This window comes from Capnocytophaga sp. oral taxon 332 str. F0381 (assembly GCF_000318275.2).
GTDB classification, from domain to species: Bacteria; Bacteroidota; Bacteroidia; order Flavobacteriales; family Flavobacteriaceae; genus Capnocytophaga; species Capnocytophaga bilenii.
The window spans coordinates 35,894-49,846 of sequence record NZ_KB291282.1 but is presented as its reverse complement, the minus strand read 5'-3'; the positions used below and the strand labels follow the sequence as shown (position 1 = coordinate 49,846).

The following is a 13,953-nucleotide window of genomic DNA, read 5'->3' as shown; positions in this document are numbered from 1 at the left end:
CAAGCTTGCAGCTTGTGCCCAATTCATAATTCACAATTCTCTCCCCGTCCCACTTGTCGTACCCGTCCCACAATTCACAATTCACAATTCACAATTCCCCTCGCACTATTTAGAGCGCATTATAGGCTTGAAAAACGCTTATCTCTATGATGGGTAAAGAAAAATAGTAGGCAATTCTTTTGTATTATGTTGATTTTTAATGTGATAAAATTTTAACAACATATTTGATACATTACCATATTTTAAAATCAGGGCGACAATAACCAATAATTAAATCCATTATTTCATATATAAAATCAGAAATATCCAGATTTTCGTTAGCTATGTTACAAAAAAATATATATATAGATTTTTTATCTTGACCGTTCAATTTGTACGATAATAGAAGCGACCTATATTTCAAATAAAATTCAATAGGGAGGTTTTCAACATCTATATACTCCTCTTTCCATTTTCTTATGTCTAATAAAATATATTCTTTATCTAATGTAAACATTCTTTTTTCTTAAACTTATCATCTCTTAATTCTTCGGAGTTAGTATGATATATTACCCCCGCTGGCGCAAGCTTGCAGCTTGTGCCCAATTCACAATTCACAATTCATAATTTGCCAATTCCCCTCGCACTATTTAGAGTGTATTATAGGTTTTAGTCATTTTGTATTTTACTAATAGTTAAGTTGTTGTGCTTTTAACAACACATCTGATACATTACCTCTTTTTATTAATCATATATATATAAATCTAAGTCAATTGAAGCATTCAATTTGTATAATAATTTGACAATATTATTGTCAAAAACTATTGCTGGTGATGGTTCTTTATTTGTTTCTACTTTGAAACGCATTATAGATTTTAAATTGTTCTTGTGTATAAATGAGGATATTTCCTCAATTCTTGGGCTTACAATTTTTTCAAGAGGCTTTAAGCTATCTCCTATATAAAGAGATGTAATATCTTTAAATGAATACTTCCAAAAAGTATCTGTACTTACTCTAAATTTCAGCTTATCTCCTTTGTAAGCAAAATCAGTAGGGGATATGTTTATTATTTCAGAAAACTCATCTATGTTAAACATATCTCCATAAATAATAAAAGTTAATTTAATTCTAGTCATATGGATAATCTGTATATGTATCTATAGGATCTCCTTTTCCTCCTTTATCTCTTAATTCTTCGGAGTTAGTATGATATATTACCCCCTGCTGGCGCAAGCTTGCAGCTTGTGCCCAATTCAAAATTCACCTGAAAAATTATATCTTAAACCCTTTCAAAGATTCTTTTTGCTTGCCTTGTTGGTCAAAATTATCCTCAGAAAGCCATCGCTCAAAAGCATATTTGTTACCAGCCCATTCCTTGTCTGTCATCGCATACCAAGCCGTGTCGCGCGAACGCCCTTTGTAAACCACTGCCTGCCTAAACGTACCCTCATATACAAAACCCAGTCGCTCAGCAGCACGGCGCGAAGGTGTATTAAAACTGTCGCATTTCCATTCGTAACGCCTGTATTGGAGGACTTCAAACACATATTTCGCCAACAAATACTGCGCTTCTGTAGCCATACGCGTACGCTGCAAAGCCGGCGAATAGATTACCCAGCCCACTTCTATCACTCTGTTTTTAGGGTCAATACGCATTAGGGCGAGCGTACCTACGGCTTTTAGCGTTTGTTTATCTACAATCGTCAGAAAATAAGGGTCAGCAGAGGCTTCCTGCTTAGTGAGTAAAGCACACAACGCCTCTTTGTCCTTTGCAGGAGCTATAGATAAGTACGTCCAGTCAGGCATTACAGCATTGGCTTCCAAATAGAAATCACTCAAATCGTCCAAATGCTTGGCTACCGAAAGAGGTTCCAACAGACAATAATTCCCCTCTAAGAGCGTTATATGAGGGGTTGCCCCTACTGAAAAATCAGGTAACGCCTCCCCTATAGGCTGATTGTACTGGTTTGTATTCATTGTATATTTTTAGATAATCGGTTGATACCCCTCGCTGGCGCAAGCTTGCAGCTTGTGCCCAATTCACAATTCCCTTTACATTCCCCATACAGCACTACTGCGCACTGCCCCCCTCTCTTTTGGAGAGGGGGAACGGGGGTGAGGACTCCGCTGGGCAAGCTTGTAGCTCGCCCACCAATTCAAAATTCAGAATTCAAAATTCAGAATTCACAATTCCCCTCGCACTATTTAGAGGCAATCGTTCTCAGTGCCTTTTTTACAATATATTTGGTTTCTTTGGTAGGACTTTCGCGTTCCCAACGCTCACAAAGTGCCGTTACGAAATCAGGACGGGTTTTGCTAGCATCGTTCAGCCAGTTCCCTACGCTATCTTGCACATACTTTGCCTTATCAGCTTTCAATTTATCTAATATCGGCAAATACACCTCTGGCTTTTCTTTCAAGGCTTCTATATGAGCACACCAAACACCCCGCGGGCGCAAGGCTTCTGTACTAAACCTGCGGATATTCTCATCTTCACTTTCTGCCCAATGGGAAAGAAAAGCAATCGAAAAGTCTAAATGTTCGCTCATTTCAGGGCGTAACGCCATCCAAATAATCTCACGAACGCCAAAATGACTATCGGCTACCAAAGGTTTTAGTTTGCGTAGCTTGTCTTCCAGAAGAGTATCGGTATGCAAAGCCACCAAATAACAAGCATAACAACGCACCGAATCGGATAAATGCGTGCTGAGTTGTTCAAACAAAGGCTTATAGAGGTCAGTTTTTGCATATTTTTCGTATAAAAAAGCACCTATAAGCCTAATCGTATTCATTGTAGAAGGTTTCTTTTGCTGATGAATTTGGCAAACCAACTCTTCAATGATATTTTTATCAATTCCCAAAGCAGGAAAAACAGATTTCACTAGCAGAGAATGCTCTACAGCCAGCCATTCAGTAAGGTTTACCGTTTCTATACGCCCCGTATTTAATAGCGAAAGCACTTCCGAAGGAATATCTACCGCCTTCTGAGCCCCTTTTCTGTTTTTGATGTTTTCGGTCATAAAAATAATTTATCAATTAGTAAATTAGAAAATTAGCAACTTTTTATGGTGTGATAGTAACGATTTTTCCCTCGCGGCGCACCACAATCTTTTGATGATTCTTGCGCTTTTCAGCAATCATTCGCTCATAAGCAAGAGATAAACCTTTTAAAAGTTTTTCTTCTAATATATCTTTTTTAGCTTCTTTCTTTTTCATAGCTGTTTTTCATTTGATTATAAAGGTCTGTATTATAAATTATTTCTTTCTCTCCTTTGTATTTCTTTGCAATAGGAGTACGTTCTCCTTCTGAATTATCAAAAATATAGCAAATATCTACCATATCCATATAGATAGCAAAGAGATTGGCAATCCCGTTATGATACCTTCTTTCAATGGTTTCTGTGGGAATGCTATGCCCTCCTTCGGCAACCCGCTGAGCGACCCGCTCTTTAGCCATATTGGGCGAGTCCAACCAAAAGAACAACAAGGTAACCTCATAGCCATTAGCTTGTGCCCATTCTATTTTTTGCTTATAGCTTTTAGTAGCCAAAGTAGTTTCAAAGGCAAAAGTTTCTCCTTTTTGCAATAGTTCGTCCATACGAGCCAGCATTATTCTGCCAGCTTGCATAGCTACGCTTTCGGGCTGGAAAGGCGATAGCCCCTTAGCGATTTCATCAGCATTGATAAACTCTTTGCAGCCCAGCACTTCTGGCAAAATGGTAAAGGAAGCAGTGGTTTTTCCCGCACCATTACAACCCGCTATGATATAGAGTTTTGAGAGGTTAGGCATCATTAAAACTATTTTTTAGTTGCTCGTTTGGGTTTTTCAAGTGTTTTTATTTCATTACCTAAAACGGTAATTACTTGATTGTTGGAAACAGGTCGCAGGTCTATTTTCTGTGAATAATCATTTACTATTTTTTGAGTAGCTTCCTTATATGGAAAGTTCAGATAATGAGGTAAAAAATAAAAATCTACCAAATGTAAGCCTGAAAAATCTGTGAGTTCAGGAACTTTTTTAATCTCGTCCATATCGCTAACAAATTCAATAGTAGGTGAAGCAATAATAGAACCTGCCGAAGTGCCTATGTACAACTTTCCATTATTAATTTGTTCAATAAGTAGTTTGTCCGCTCCTTTCTTTTTTAGCTCCTGCATTAGGTAGAAAGTATTTCCTCCCGAAATGAAAATATAATCATTTCGTTCTAATGCTGCGGTTATTTCTTCGGTCGTAGCGGTAGAAACTTCTAATTCTTCTATAATAAGCCCTAATTTTTCAAAGGCTTTTCTGTCGTCATCTACATAAAAACGCACTTTTTCTACCAAACTTGCTGTTGGGATAAAAGCCAGTTTTTTCTCTTTTACAGGCTCACCAGCAAAATCTTCAAATAATTTTGCGACAGAACTGAATGATGAAGTTAAAAATAATCTTTTCATATTTTCATAAATTGACAGTGTATTCCAATCTTTTATCACACCCATTTAGATTGCAAATATACAAATATTTTTTCAATTTTCCACCCCCTATTCAGAGTATAAGCTGAGCGAACCTTCAGCGAAGGATGAGCGAAGGATAAACGTCTAATAACCTAACCAAAACCAGAAAAATATACTACATCAAAAAATTTGCCTTGCCATTTACCTTTTGTTTTATACTTTTGCACCGAGAATTAAAAAATTAAAAAACTATGAAAAAGAACATTTATTACTTTGTTATGGGCATTTTTGCCCTATTGGGTACAGTATCTTGCTCTAAATCAGAGAGCGAAGAAAGCACAAAATATCAAAACCTACCCAAGGAAGTCAAAAGCATCGTTCCTGATAACATTTTAAGAAAATTAGAGGCAAATGGTATGGTCATACATACCGGCACTACCCCTCCTAATATCGAAGGTACTTTCAATATAACTCCGTTCGAGTTAGCTTTTACCGATGTTGAAGATTATCAGTATGTTGTAGGCTATCAGATAACAGGTTATACCTATCATTTCTACGACCAACAAGGTGTAAAAATAAAAACGGACTACGAAAACCTCAATTTATTAAGTAATGATAAAGCGATAGGCAAAGGCACTATCATTTCGGGCAGTGAGAATAAATTTACTGCTTATATGTCTTTTGAAGGGGAAGATAAGTCTATAGGTGCCAGCTATAAAGAGGTAGCTATCATTTCAGGGGAAATTACTGCACAGGGTATTAAGAACTTCAGATATGCCTTTTGTTTATTAGAAAAGAATGATCCTCTTAATAAACTGATGCCAGTAGGGGGTACCCGCATTTGGTTCGACAGCGATAATATGTCAGAAAGAGAATAAAGCAACCTACAAGTTACTAGTTAATGTATAAAAAAACGTGGGATATCCCACGTTTTTTTATTACCATTGTTTTTGAAATACCAAAATAATATTTGTGTTGCCAAAGAAAAGAGTTTGTTTATCATCGCTAAAGCTAAACGGAATAGGTACTTTTTGTCCGTTAGAAACGTTGTAATATGTATTGCCTTCTCTTGCCCAATCAAAGGTTTTTCTTTCTTCATCACCACATTTCACACCGTCATCTGATAGCCTGTAGTATATAGTAAAACCAATTGTACTTGCTACAATATCACCTCTAAAGCAAGCAGGAATACCCGCCTTAAATTCTTTTATAGTCTTACCGCTCTTCAATTGTGCTTTGGTAAGTCTCCAATAACCTACAAAGGGGTCTAAGTGACTATAATCTACGCCCCGCTTATGAAGAATCAATGTTTCATCATTACCTTTATCATTTAGGAAACGCAGTATGAGCTCTTTGTTTTTCATTTCATAATTGATAGTAGCTGTTTGTCCTTTGTAGCCTTTAGGAGAATCAGCCGTTATAGTCAAATGAAAAGCACTGTTAGAAGCGGTGTAATCGTAATACTTAAAGTCTTCTTTACAAGTAGAATTATCTTCATATACCCGTTTGTGCTTCAGCTGGTTGTCAGAGATTTCAAATACAGTTCGTTTTGAACATTGATTGGGAGTATACCAATTGTATTCATTTATACTTTGTTTTAGGTTGTACATAGTATGGATATACCAATCACCTTTAAGCGAAGTACTACTACCATTGTCATCATCTTTTCCGCAAGAGAAAAGACATAAAGCTGTGGCAACAAGTGCCGATAAAATACGTTTTTTCATATTTGTTTTTATTTTAAAAGTGAATATCGGGACAAAGATAATAAAAAATATGTTTATATCTTATATAATATTTTTATTATAAAAAAAAATCCTTATCTTTGCCCTGAAAATTTACAAAAATCAGGCGTTTTATGAAATTATTAATATCTTTATTATTGTTATTGCCTTTGTGGGCAAAGGCACAACTAATGGAACCCCTCGACAAATGGGGCGTACGCACCGCCTACACACGCACCAATGGCAGCCGCAGCTTTGTCTTTATAGGAGCCTCACTCAATAGCACCCAAGTAGACCGCAGTGGCTTAGCTGCGATAGGAGCCAAAGTATACGCCGGAGCACAGATAGGAAAACCAGACAGCTGGAAAATAATCCCCGAAGTAGGAGCAGATACTTTTTTTATCTTACCGGTAGGAGTAGGCGTTTCGCTAAACACCGAAGCCATAACACCCCGCGTAGGCATTACGCTCATCAATTCCATCGAATTTTATTGGGGGTACTCCTTTCCGTTTAAAGAAGGAAACAGCTTTCAAGGATGCACATTTTCCGTAATTGTAAATTTGTATAGAGGTTTATAAGATATATCATTAATTTTTATATAAAAAATAAATTTATATATATATTTGAAAATCAATTACAAATATAAATATATATAAAATAATTATCAACAAACCATTGTTAATAACTTTTTTTGGAGTAAATTTGCAACGTCATTTTAACAGTGCATTTTAACAGTGCATTTTGATAGTGCATTTTGATAGTGCATTTTGGAACACTTTTTAGCACCTCATTTAGGTATGCTTTTTTGACTTACATTTTGTACTCTAAAATAAAAAAAACAATGGATAAGGATTTAACTAAAATAGCAGCATTCGAATATATAGTCTATAAACTCAAGGAGTGGTATGAAGATATGAATCCTAAGAAAAAAGAAACAGGAGAGAATGATTTGAGCGTTTTAAAAGTAATGAAATTGTTATTCTTTGTTTCAGGGGTTGATATAGCAAATAACTTATTTGATATTTTTGATAGATTTCAAGCTTGGCAATATGGGCACGTAGAAGCTGATTTGTATAATCAATATTCACAAAAGAAAGGTAATTTTAGCAATTTAGAAATAAGTAGAGAAAGAACTATTTTAAAAGGAAAGACTGTTACTGAGCTTAATGAAAGTAATTTTCTTTCCAAAAAACTTAAATCAAAAATAGATAATGATATTGAGAAGCTAAAGGAAAAGAATAATGAGTTGATAAATTATCCTGCTTTTGAATTAGTAAATCTAAGTCATGCTTATCACTCTTGGGATATTTATTATAATAAATTAAAAAAACCATATACTGATATGGATAAAAGTATAATTATAAATGAACCAAAATACTACCAATAGTTATATTTCAAAGTCTTTAGATAAAATAAAAAAAATAGATAAACAACTAAAGGCAAAAAAATTTAATATAAAAAATATAGGAAGGTTAATTCTCTCTACTGAAGAGATTATTAGCTACCTTTTCAACTCAGTTTTAATTGGTGAATTTATCACTGATACTAACTTTGAAAATCTAAATTCTTCTCAAGAAGGTTTAGATTTTTCCGTTATAAAGAATTTTGAATTACTTTCATTAGAGAATATTTTAGCAAATAATAAGAAAATTCCAGATTCTACAAGAAGTAATATAGAGATTTTTAAAAAACGTATAATTCAAATAAATTCTATTATTTTCGATTTATACATTCCCCTTGTAAAAGATGTAAGGGTTATCCTAAAGAATCAAGAAACAGATATTGTTATTACTTCTTCTTATAAGTATCAAATCACAAATAATGATGACTATGTGCTAAAAATATTTTTTTTAAATATATATTTATGTTTAATAGATATTCTATTCGATGAAAAGCAATATTGTTTTGATAGAATATCTTCTGTAAAAGATGAAGTCTTATCTATTGAGAAAAAATCTGAATTACGTTTTTTAAAAAATCAGATAGAAAAAATAAAGAAGAAAGCTACTTTTTTACTTTTTAAATGGTGTAAAAGAACTAAAGTAAGTGGTGTCTCATTATATATTGATAAAGGGATTGAAAGTTATGAAACAGAACTTAAAAATTATGGAGATAACTGGACTTCATTAGTTGACTATATTAATAATCATTACTACAATGAAAAAAGTGAAAAAAGAAAGATTGCTGAAAAAAAACTAACAAAATCATTCGCTGATATTAAAGATAAAAATTTTGAGGAGTTTTCTTGTAGAGAAATTCACTTATATATCAAATACTATAAGGATATTAATAAGAACTTAGATAAATTAGATGAAATAATATTATTCTTAGAGGAATGGAAAGATGAGGAAGAAATAAATAATGAAGAGAAAAATATAAGAACTATCATTTATAACTATGCTCGTAATAATCGTTTTTCTCTCTTCACTGAAACTTCTGATGATAGAGAAGATTTACAAAAACAGTATAATAAAATTGATAATAAAGATAATAAAAATTACTTCCTTCAATACAAATTTATTGATAAATCAATACAGTTACTGAATACTGAACTTAAACAAACAAATGAGACAACTACTATTGAGGAAATAGATAAAATTGAAACTTATCTTAAAAAAATAGAGTCTGAATACATTACCTATAAAAAAAATATTGAGTGGATATTAGAACATATCTATTTCATATACAGAGTTTCTTTTAAGGAATGTATTATTGATGATATTTTTATCTACTCATCTTTCTTACTTCCCCTAGACAATAGAAAATCAAAAGATAGATTTGAAAAAATAACGGATGATTTTAGAGAATTAAAAAGTCAGTTGCCTCTTTTTAGAAAAATGGCAGAATTTAATGGTGATGTTTCAAAAGTAAAAGAAGAACTCCTTCAGTTTGATGAAAAAATAGAAAAACACGACACAAAAACCATAGAATTAATGGGATTGTTCTCGGCTATCATCGCTTTTGTAATGGGAAGTATCCCTACATTTCAATATCTTAAAAATATCTTTGATGTGGGTATTTTCTTTGTTGTTTTTGGTACTTCTCTTATCTCTTTTCTTTTGGTGCTATTATTTATTACAGGAAGGATAAAAGTAAATAAGGAGCAAAAATGGTGGAAATCTCCAATACTATATTTCTATGCTGCAATGATTATCATTGCATCTGTTCTTAGCTATTTCAATCCTAAAGATAATGAGCGTAAAACTACTACTCTAAAGCAAACTGAAAAGACCATTATAGAAGAAAAAATCACTTCAAATAAAGCCATTGATACACTCAAACAATCTAAAATTACTAAAGAGCATACTACCTCCACCAAAGATTCTTTAAAATAAAAACTTATTACGTTATGAGTAGTATTTTTGTCATTGGTATTTTTCTGTGTTGCTTTCTCTTGGTATTGCTCTTTAGCAAAGCCGCTAAAAGGCTGCCCGACAATATACTGGGGGTCTGGTTGTTATGCATTGCAGCCTACTTGCTCAACTACTACCTGCACTATTTGGGGTATTGGGAAAAATACCCGCATTTAGTAGGGGCTACACATCCATTCCCCTTGCTGTTTGCCCCTTTTGTCTATCTGTATGTCGTTACCAACCTGCGCCAGCCACAACTACTCTATTGGCGAGACAGCCTTCACTTCCTCCCTTTTGCAGTTACCTATGTGTTGATGTTTCCCTTTTTGTTTGGCTATTCTGCTGCCGAAAAAGCAATGATAGACCAAGCCGATTACCACAGCCCCCTACCAATGGCTATTTACCATTTCATTTATAGCCTTTGTAATCGTATGCGTAGCCTATTCAGTAGCTACCTATCATAAAATCAACCAATACCAACAAATTATAGGTGAGCAGTTTGCCTATAATCATCATTCAATCAAGTTTTCAAGAAGATAAAAGGACGAACCCCAAGCCGATTCGTAAATGAGGGATAAAGAAACATTTTTATACCCGAAAAGGTATATGTTTAATAAAAATACGTATCTTTGTACCCGAAAAGGTATACTAAGTAATTTTCCCATTATGAACATAGCTTCTTTTGTAAAGGAAAGACGCAAGCAGCTAAAACTCACACAAACCGAACTAGCAATGCGTGCAGGAGTAGGTTTGCGCTTTGTACGCGAATTAGAGCAAGGCAAAAACACCTTGCGTTTAGATAAAGTAAATCAAGTATTAGCCCTCTTTGGTGCCGAAGTAGGGGTAATAACCCTTGTTGAGAAATGAAAAAACAATACTCCGATTTAATAATTGCCAAATTTTCTAATTCATTTGTGGTATAATGAACAAAAAAGTCCCGAACTTTACCTAAAAGCTCGGGACTTTTTTTATTTACATTACTACTTGTTTACATCACTACATTGATAATCCTATTAGGGACTACAATCACCTTTTTAGGAGTGTTGCCTTGTAGTTGTTCTGCGGTTTGAGGGTCGGCAAGGATGGCTTGTTCTATCTCGGCAGGAGTCATTGTGGTTGCAAAAGCACGTTTGAAGCGTACTTTACCATTAAACGATACAGGATACTCCTTGCTGTCTTCTTGCAAATACTTATCCTCGTGTACCGGATAAGGCGCATAGGCTACGCTTTCGGTATTTCCGAGCCTTTTCCAGAGCTCTTCGGCGATATGCGGAGCAAAGGGTGCTACCAACACCGCAAGAGGTGCTAAAACGTCTCTATGGTGGCATTTTAGCGATGATAGCTCATTCACACATATCATAAACTGACTCACCGAGGTATTGAAGGAGAAATTCTCAATATCTTCATTTACTTTTTTGATAGTTTTATGCAGTGCTTTGAGCATTTCGGGCGTAGGGGCTTCATCGGTTACTTGCCAGCCATTGTCATTGAAATACAAACGCCATAGCTTGCGCAAGAAATTATATACCCCCGAAATACCTGCTGTGTTCCAAGGTTTGGCTTGTTCTAACGGACCTAAGAACATTTCGTAAAGGCGCAAAGTATCAGCACCATATTGCTCGCAAATATCATCAGGATTTACCACATTGTATTTAGATTTCGACATTTTTTCGACTTCGCGCCCTGTGATATACTTACCGTCTTCTTCTAAAATAAACTCAGCATCAGCAAATTCTTTACGCCACGCCTTGAATTTCTCAATGTCTAACTCATCAGAAGTATCTTTGAGGAGAGAAACATCTACGTGAATAGGTTGTACCGATTGCCCTTTTATCTGATTCTTAGATACAAAAGTATTAGTTCCTTCTAAGCGATATGCAAAAGCACTCATCCCCAATATCATACCCTGATTTATCAGTTTTTTGAAAGGCTCTTCGGTAGGGGCAAAACCGCGGTCTTTGAGGAATTTGTTCCAGAAACGAGAGTACAAAAGGTGTCCTGTGGCGTGTTCGCTACCCCCTACGTAAAGGTCTACGTTTTGCCAGTAGTCTACTACGGCTTTGGTAGGGAAAACAGCGCGGTCACCTTTTTCCATCATATATTCCAACCAATACCACGAAGAGCCCGCCCAACCTGGCATAGTATTCAATTCTAACGGAAATATCGTTTGGTTATCAATAAGTTCGTTGCTTACTACCTTATGGCTTGCAGTATCCCACGCCCAAGAGGTAGCGTTGCCCAGCGGCGGATTGCCCTCTTCGGTAGGGAGATATTTCTCTACTTCGGGCAGGTGAATAGGTAGGTACTGCTCCCCTATCATCTGTGGCAAACCGTTTTTATAATATACAGGGAAAGGTTCGCCCCAATAACGCTGACGTGAGAAGACAGCATCGCGAAGGCGATAATTCACTTTGGCTTTGCCTGCGCCTTTGGCTTCTAAGGCTGCCAATACTTTGGTAACCGCTTCGCCAAAGTTAGTGCAACCATTCAGAATATCAGAGTTTTGGTAAGTCATTCCCTCTTTATCAGTAAAGGCTGCTTCTGAAATATCTTTATCAAAAATATTGATAGGTTCAGGCATTCCTTTGGCGCCCTTGAAGTGTTTAGCAAAGGCATAATCGCGGTCATCGCCAGCAGGTACTGCCATAACGGCACCCGTACCATAGCTGGCAAGTACATAATCGCCTATCCAGATAGGAAGCTCCTTACCCGTAAGCGGGTGCAGAGCATACGCCCCTGTGAAAGCCCCCGATACAGTTTTGGTATCCGCCATACGGTCGCGCTCCGAGCGTTTGGCAGTAGCTGTGATATAAGCCTCTACCTCAGCACGTTGTCCTTCGGTAGTAATAAGAGACACTAAAGGGTGCTCAGGAGCCAAAGTAAGGTAAGTAACCCCAAAAAGCGTGTCAGGACGAGTCGTGAAAATCCTCACCCCCTGCCCCTCTCCTAAGGAGAGGGGAGAAGTTGTGTTAATATTATCGCTATTATACGCCACAGTTCCCCCTTTTTGGTTTTCTTCTATAAAACCGCTGCTATTACACGCCGCAGTTCCCCCTCCTTTGGAGGGGGTTAGGGGGAGGACTAACTCTTGTTTTATTTCTTTTAAAACAGCTTCTGTATTACCAAGAACTTCTTCATTAGTAAAGCGAATTACTCTAAATCCTTTTTCATTAAGGAACAATGTACGCTGTTCGTCATATTCTTTTTGAGTAAGATCATTATGATAGCCTCCGTCTACTTCAATAACTAAATTCTTAGAAAGACAAACAAAATCAACAATAAAATCATCTATTAAATGCTGTCTCCTAAACTTATCTCCTAATTTTTTATCACGCAAAAGTTCCCACAATGCTGCTTCTGCTTCAGTAGGTTCTTTTCGCATACGTTTAGCTTCTTCTATAAGTCTATATGCATTATTTCCTCCTGTCATAAAGTAAGGTCTATCGCTCTTACACGCAGCAGTTCCCCCTCCTTTGGAGGGGGCTAGGGGGAGGACAATCTCAGCTCCCACCGATTTCCCTATCCAATTCTTCTGACTTTCTTTGATGCTCTCACTCCAATCAATAGTGTCTAAGCCTTGCAAAAGGCGTTCAGCATAAGCCGTAATGCGCATACTCCATTGGGTCATCTTCTTGCGAATCACAGGGTGACCACCGCGCTCCGATACGCCATTTACGATTTCATCGTTGGCAAGTACAGTACCTAAGGCAGGACACCAATTCACTTCGGTTTCTGCCAAGTAAGTAAGTCGGTATTTGAGGAGGATTTGTTGTTGCTGTTCTGATGAAAAAGCACGCCACTCTTCAGCAGTAAAGGCAGGAGTATCGTCATCGCAAGCAGCATTTACCTTGCCGTTGCCTTGTTTTTCAAAGAGAGCGATAAGTGTTTCTATAGGCTCTGCTTTGTCAGTTTCGTTGTTATACCACGAGTTGAACAATTGTATGAATATCCACTGGGTATGGCGATAATAGTCGGGGTCTGAAGTTTTTACCTCACGACTCCAATCAAATGAAAAGCCTATTTTATCGAGCTGCTCGCGGTAGCGGGCAATGTTCTGTGCCGTAGTAACCGCAGGGTGCTGACCAGTTTGTATAGCGTATTGCTCAGCAGGCAAACCGAAGCTGTCGTACCCTTGAGGGTGCAATACGTTGAAGCCCTTATGGCGTTTGTAGCGCGCCACAATATCGCTGGCAATATAGCCCAGCGGATGCCCTACATGTAAGCCCGCCCCAGAGGGGTAAGGAAACATATCAAGCACGTAGTACTTAGGTTTTGTACTATCGTTTTGGGCGTTGAAAGTGTGATTATCAGCCCAATATTTTTGCCAAAAGGCTTCTATTTCTTTGTGGTTATAGTTCATATTAGTCGTATATTATTAGGAGGTATTAGAAAATTAATTTTTCAGGGACACATACTCAGCAGCACCATCCTTCGTCACATACTCGGCTGCGCCAGCTCG

At 36.5% G+C, this 13,953-nt stretch carries 15 protein-coding genes and 1 pseudogene; 6 read left to right on the top strand and 10 right to left on the bottom strand.

Annotated features, from left to right (window positions below; all coding sequences use genetic code 11):
- Positions 1 to 232: 232 nt before the first annotated feature.
- The 8 genes from HMPREF9075_RS03670 to HMPREF9075_RS03640 all read right to left on the bottom strand — a co-directional run bounded on the left by HMPREF9075_RS03670 (position 233) and on the right by HMPREF9075_RS03640 (position 4,417).
- On the bottom strand, positions 233 to 496 hold the full coding sequence (locus HMPREF9075_RS03670; RefSeq protein ID WP_009415158.1) for a hypothetical protein: 264 nt from the start codon (positions 494 to 496) through the stop codon (positions 233 to 235).
- Between the two features lie 227 nt (positions 497 to 723).
- Positions 724 to 1,116: a DUF4279 domain-containing protein gene (locus HMPREF9075_RS03665; RefSeq protein ID WP_009415157.1), complete on the bottom strand. Its 393-nt coding sequence runs from the start codon at positions 1,114 to 1,116 to the stop codon at positions 724 to 726.
- Positions 1,109 to 1,237 (bottom strand): hypothetical protein, encoded by a 129-nt coding sequence (locus HMPREF9075_RS13995; RefSeq protein ID WP_009415156.1) that lies wholly within the window; start codon positions 1,235 to 1,237, stop codon positions 1,109 to 1,111. The genes HMPREF9075_RS03665 and HMPREF9075_RS13995 overlap by 8 nt, the downstream gene beginning before the upstream one ends.
- A 15-nt stretch (positions 1,238 to 1,252) precedes the next feature.
- Positions 1,253 to 1,957, bottom strand: coding sequence for a GNAT family N-acetyltransferase (locus HMPREF9075_RS03660; RefSeq protein WP_009415155.1), 705 nt, complete (start codon positions 1,955 to 1,957; stop codon positions 1,253 to 1,255).
- 224 nt (positions 1,958 to 2,181) lie between these two features.
- Positions 2,182 to 3,000, bottom strand: coding sequence for a DNA alkylation repair protein (locus HMPREF9075_RS03655; RefSeq protein WP_009415154.1), 819 nt, complete (start codon positions 2,998 to 3,000; stop codon positions 2,182 to 2,184).
- Between the two features lie 43 nt (positions 3,001 to 3,043).
- Positions 3,044 to 3,196 carry a hypothetical protein gene (locus HMPREF9075_RS13460; RefSeq protein ID WP_009415153.1) on the bottom strand — a complete coding sequence of 51 codons (153 nt, stop codon included), beginning with the start codon at positions 3,194 to 3,196 and terminating at the stop codon, positions 3,044 to 3,046.
- Entirely contained in the window at positions 3,177 to 3,770 is a 594-nt protein-coding gene (locus HMPREF9075_RS03645) for a zeta toxin family protein (protein WP_034556735.1), read from the bottom strand. Before HMPREF9075_RS03645 ends, HMPREF9075_RS13460 begins: the two co-directional genes overlap by 20 nt.
- Before the next feature lie 8 nt (positions 3,771 to 3,778).
- Positions 3,779 to 4,417, bottom strand: coding sequence for a peptidase E (locus HMPREF9075_RS03640; RefSeq protein WP_034556732.1), 639 nt, complete (start codon positions 4,415 to 4,417; stop codon positions 3,779 to 3,781).
- Positions 4,418 to 4,668: 251 nt separating this feature from the next.
- On the opposite strand from HMPREF9075_RS03640, the gene HMPREF9075_RS03635 reads away from it, so the two are divergent.
- On the top strand, positions 4,669 to 5,295 hold the full coding sequence (locus tag HMPREF9075_RS03635; protein ID WP_009415150.1) for a hypothetical protein: 627 nt from the start codon (positions 4,669 to 4,671) through the stop codon (positions 5,293 to 5,295).
- A 60-nt stretch (positions 5,296 to 5,355) separates the two neighbouring features.
- Here the strand turns inward: HMPREF9075_RS03635 and HMPREF9075_RS03630 are convergent, their stop codons facing one another.
- Positions 5,356 to 6,144, bottom strand: coding sequence for a lipocalin family protein (locus HMPREF9075_RS03630; RefSeq protein WP_009415149.1), 789 nt, complete (start codon positions 6,142 to 6,144; stop codon positions 5,356 to 5,358).
- A gap of 131 nt (positions 6,145 to 6,275) precedes the next feature.
- Between HMPREF9075_RS03630 and HMPREF9075_RS03625 the strand changes: the two genes are divergently transcribed.
- The 5 genes and pseudogenes from HMPREF9075_RS03625 to HMPREF9075_RS03605 all read left to right on the top strand — a co-directional run bounded on the left by HMPREF9075_RS03625 (position 6,276) and on the right by HMPREF9075_RS03605 (position 10,361).
- Positions 6,276 to 6,719 carry a hypothetical protein gene (locus HMPREF9075_RS03625; protein WP_009415148.1) on the top strand — a complete coding sequence of 148 codons (444 nt, stop codon included), beginning with the start codon at positions 6,276 to 6,278 and terminating at the stop codon, positions 6,717 to 6,719.
- A gap of 263 nt (positions 6,720 to 6,982) precedes the next feature.
- A complete protein-coding gene (locus HMPREF9075_RS03620) occupies positions 6,983 to 7,528 on the top strand; it encodes a type II toxin-antitoxin system antitoxin SocA domain-containing protein (protein ID WP_009415147.1) in 546 nt (181 codons plus the stop codon).
- Entirely contained in the window at positions 7,506 to 9,476 is a 1,971-nt protein-coding gene (locus tag HMPREF9075_RS03615; RefSeq protein ID WP_009415146.1) for a hypothetical protein, read from the top strand. Before HMPREF9075_RS03620 ends, HMPREF9075_RS03615 begins: the two co-directional genes overlap by 23 nt.
- A gap of 14 nt (positions 9,477 to 9,490) precedes the next feature.
- Positions 9,491 to 10,004: pseudogene (locus HMPREF9075_RS03610) on the top strand (AraC family transcriptional regulator); the annotation flags it as partial.
- Positions 10,005 to 10,160: 156 nt separating this feature from the next.
- Positions 10,161 to 10,361 (top strand): helix-turn-helix transcriptional regulator, encoded by a 201-nt coding sequence (locus HMPREF9075_RS03605; RefSeq protein ID WP_232305051.1) that lies wholly within the window; start codon positions 10,161 to 10,163, stop codon positions 10,359 to 10,361.
- Positions 10,362 to 10,482: 121 nt separating this feature from the next.
- On the opposite strand, the gene HMPREF9075_RS03600 is transcribed toward HMPREF9075_RS03605, so the two are convergent.
- A complete protein-coding gene (locus tag HMPREF9075_RS03600) occupies positions 10,483 to 13,854 on the bottom strand; it encodes a DUF559 domain-containing protein (protein WP_009415143.1) in 3,372 nt (1,123 codons plus the stop codon).
- Positions 13,855 to 13,953: the final 99 nt, after the last annotated feature.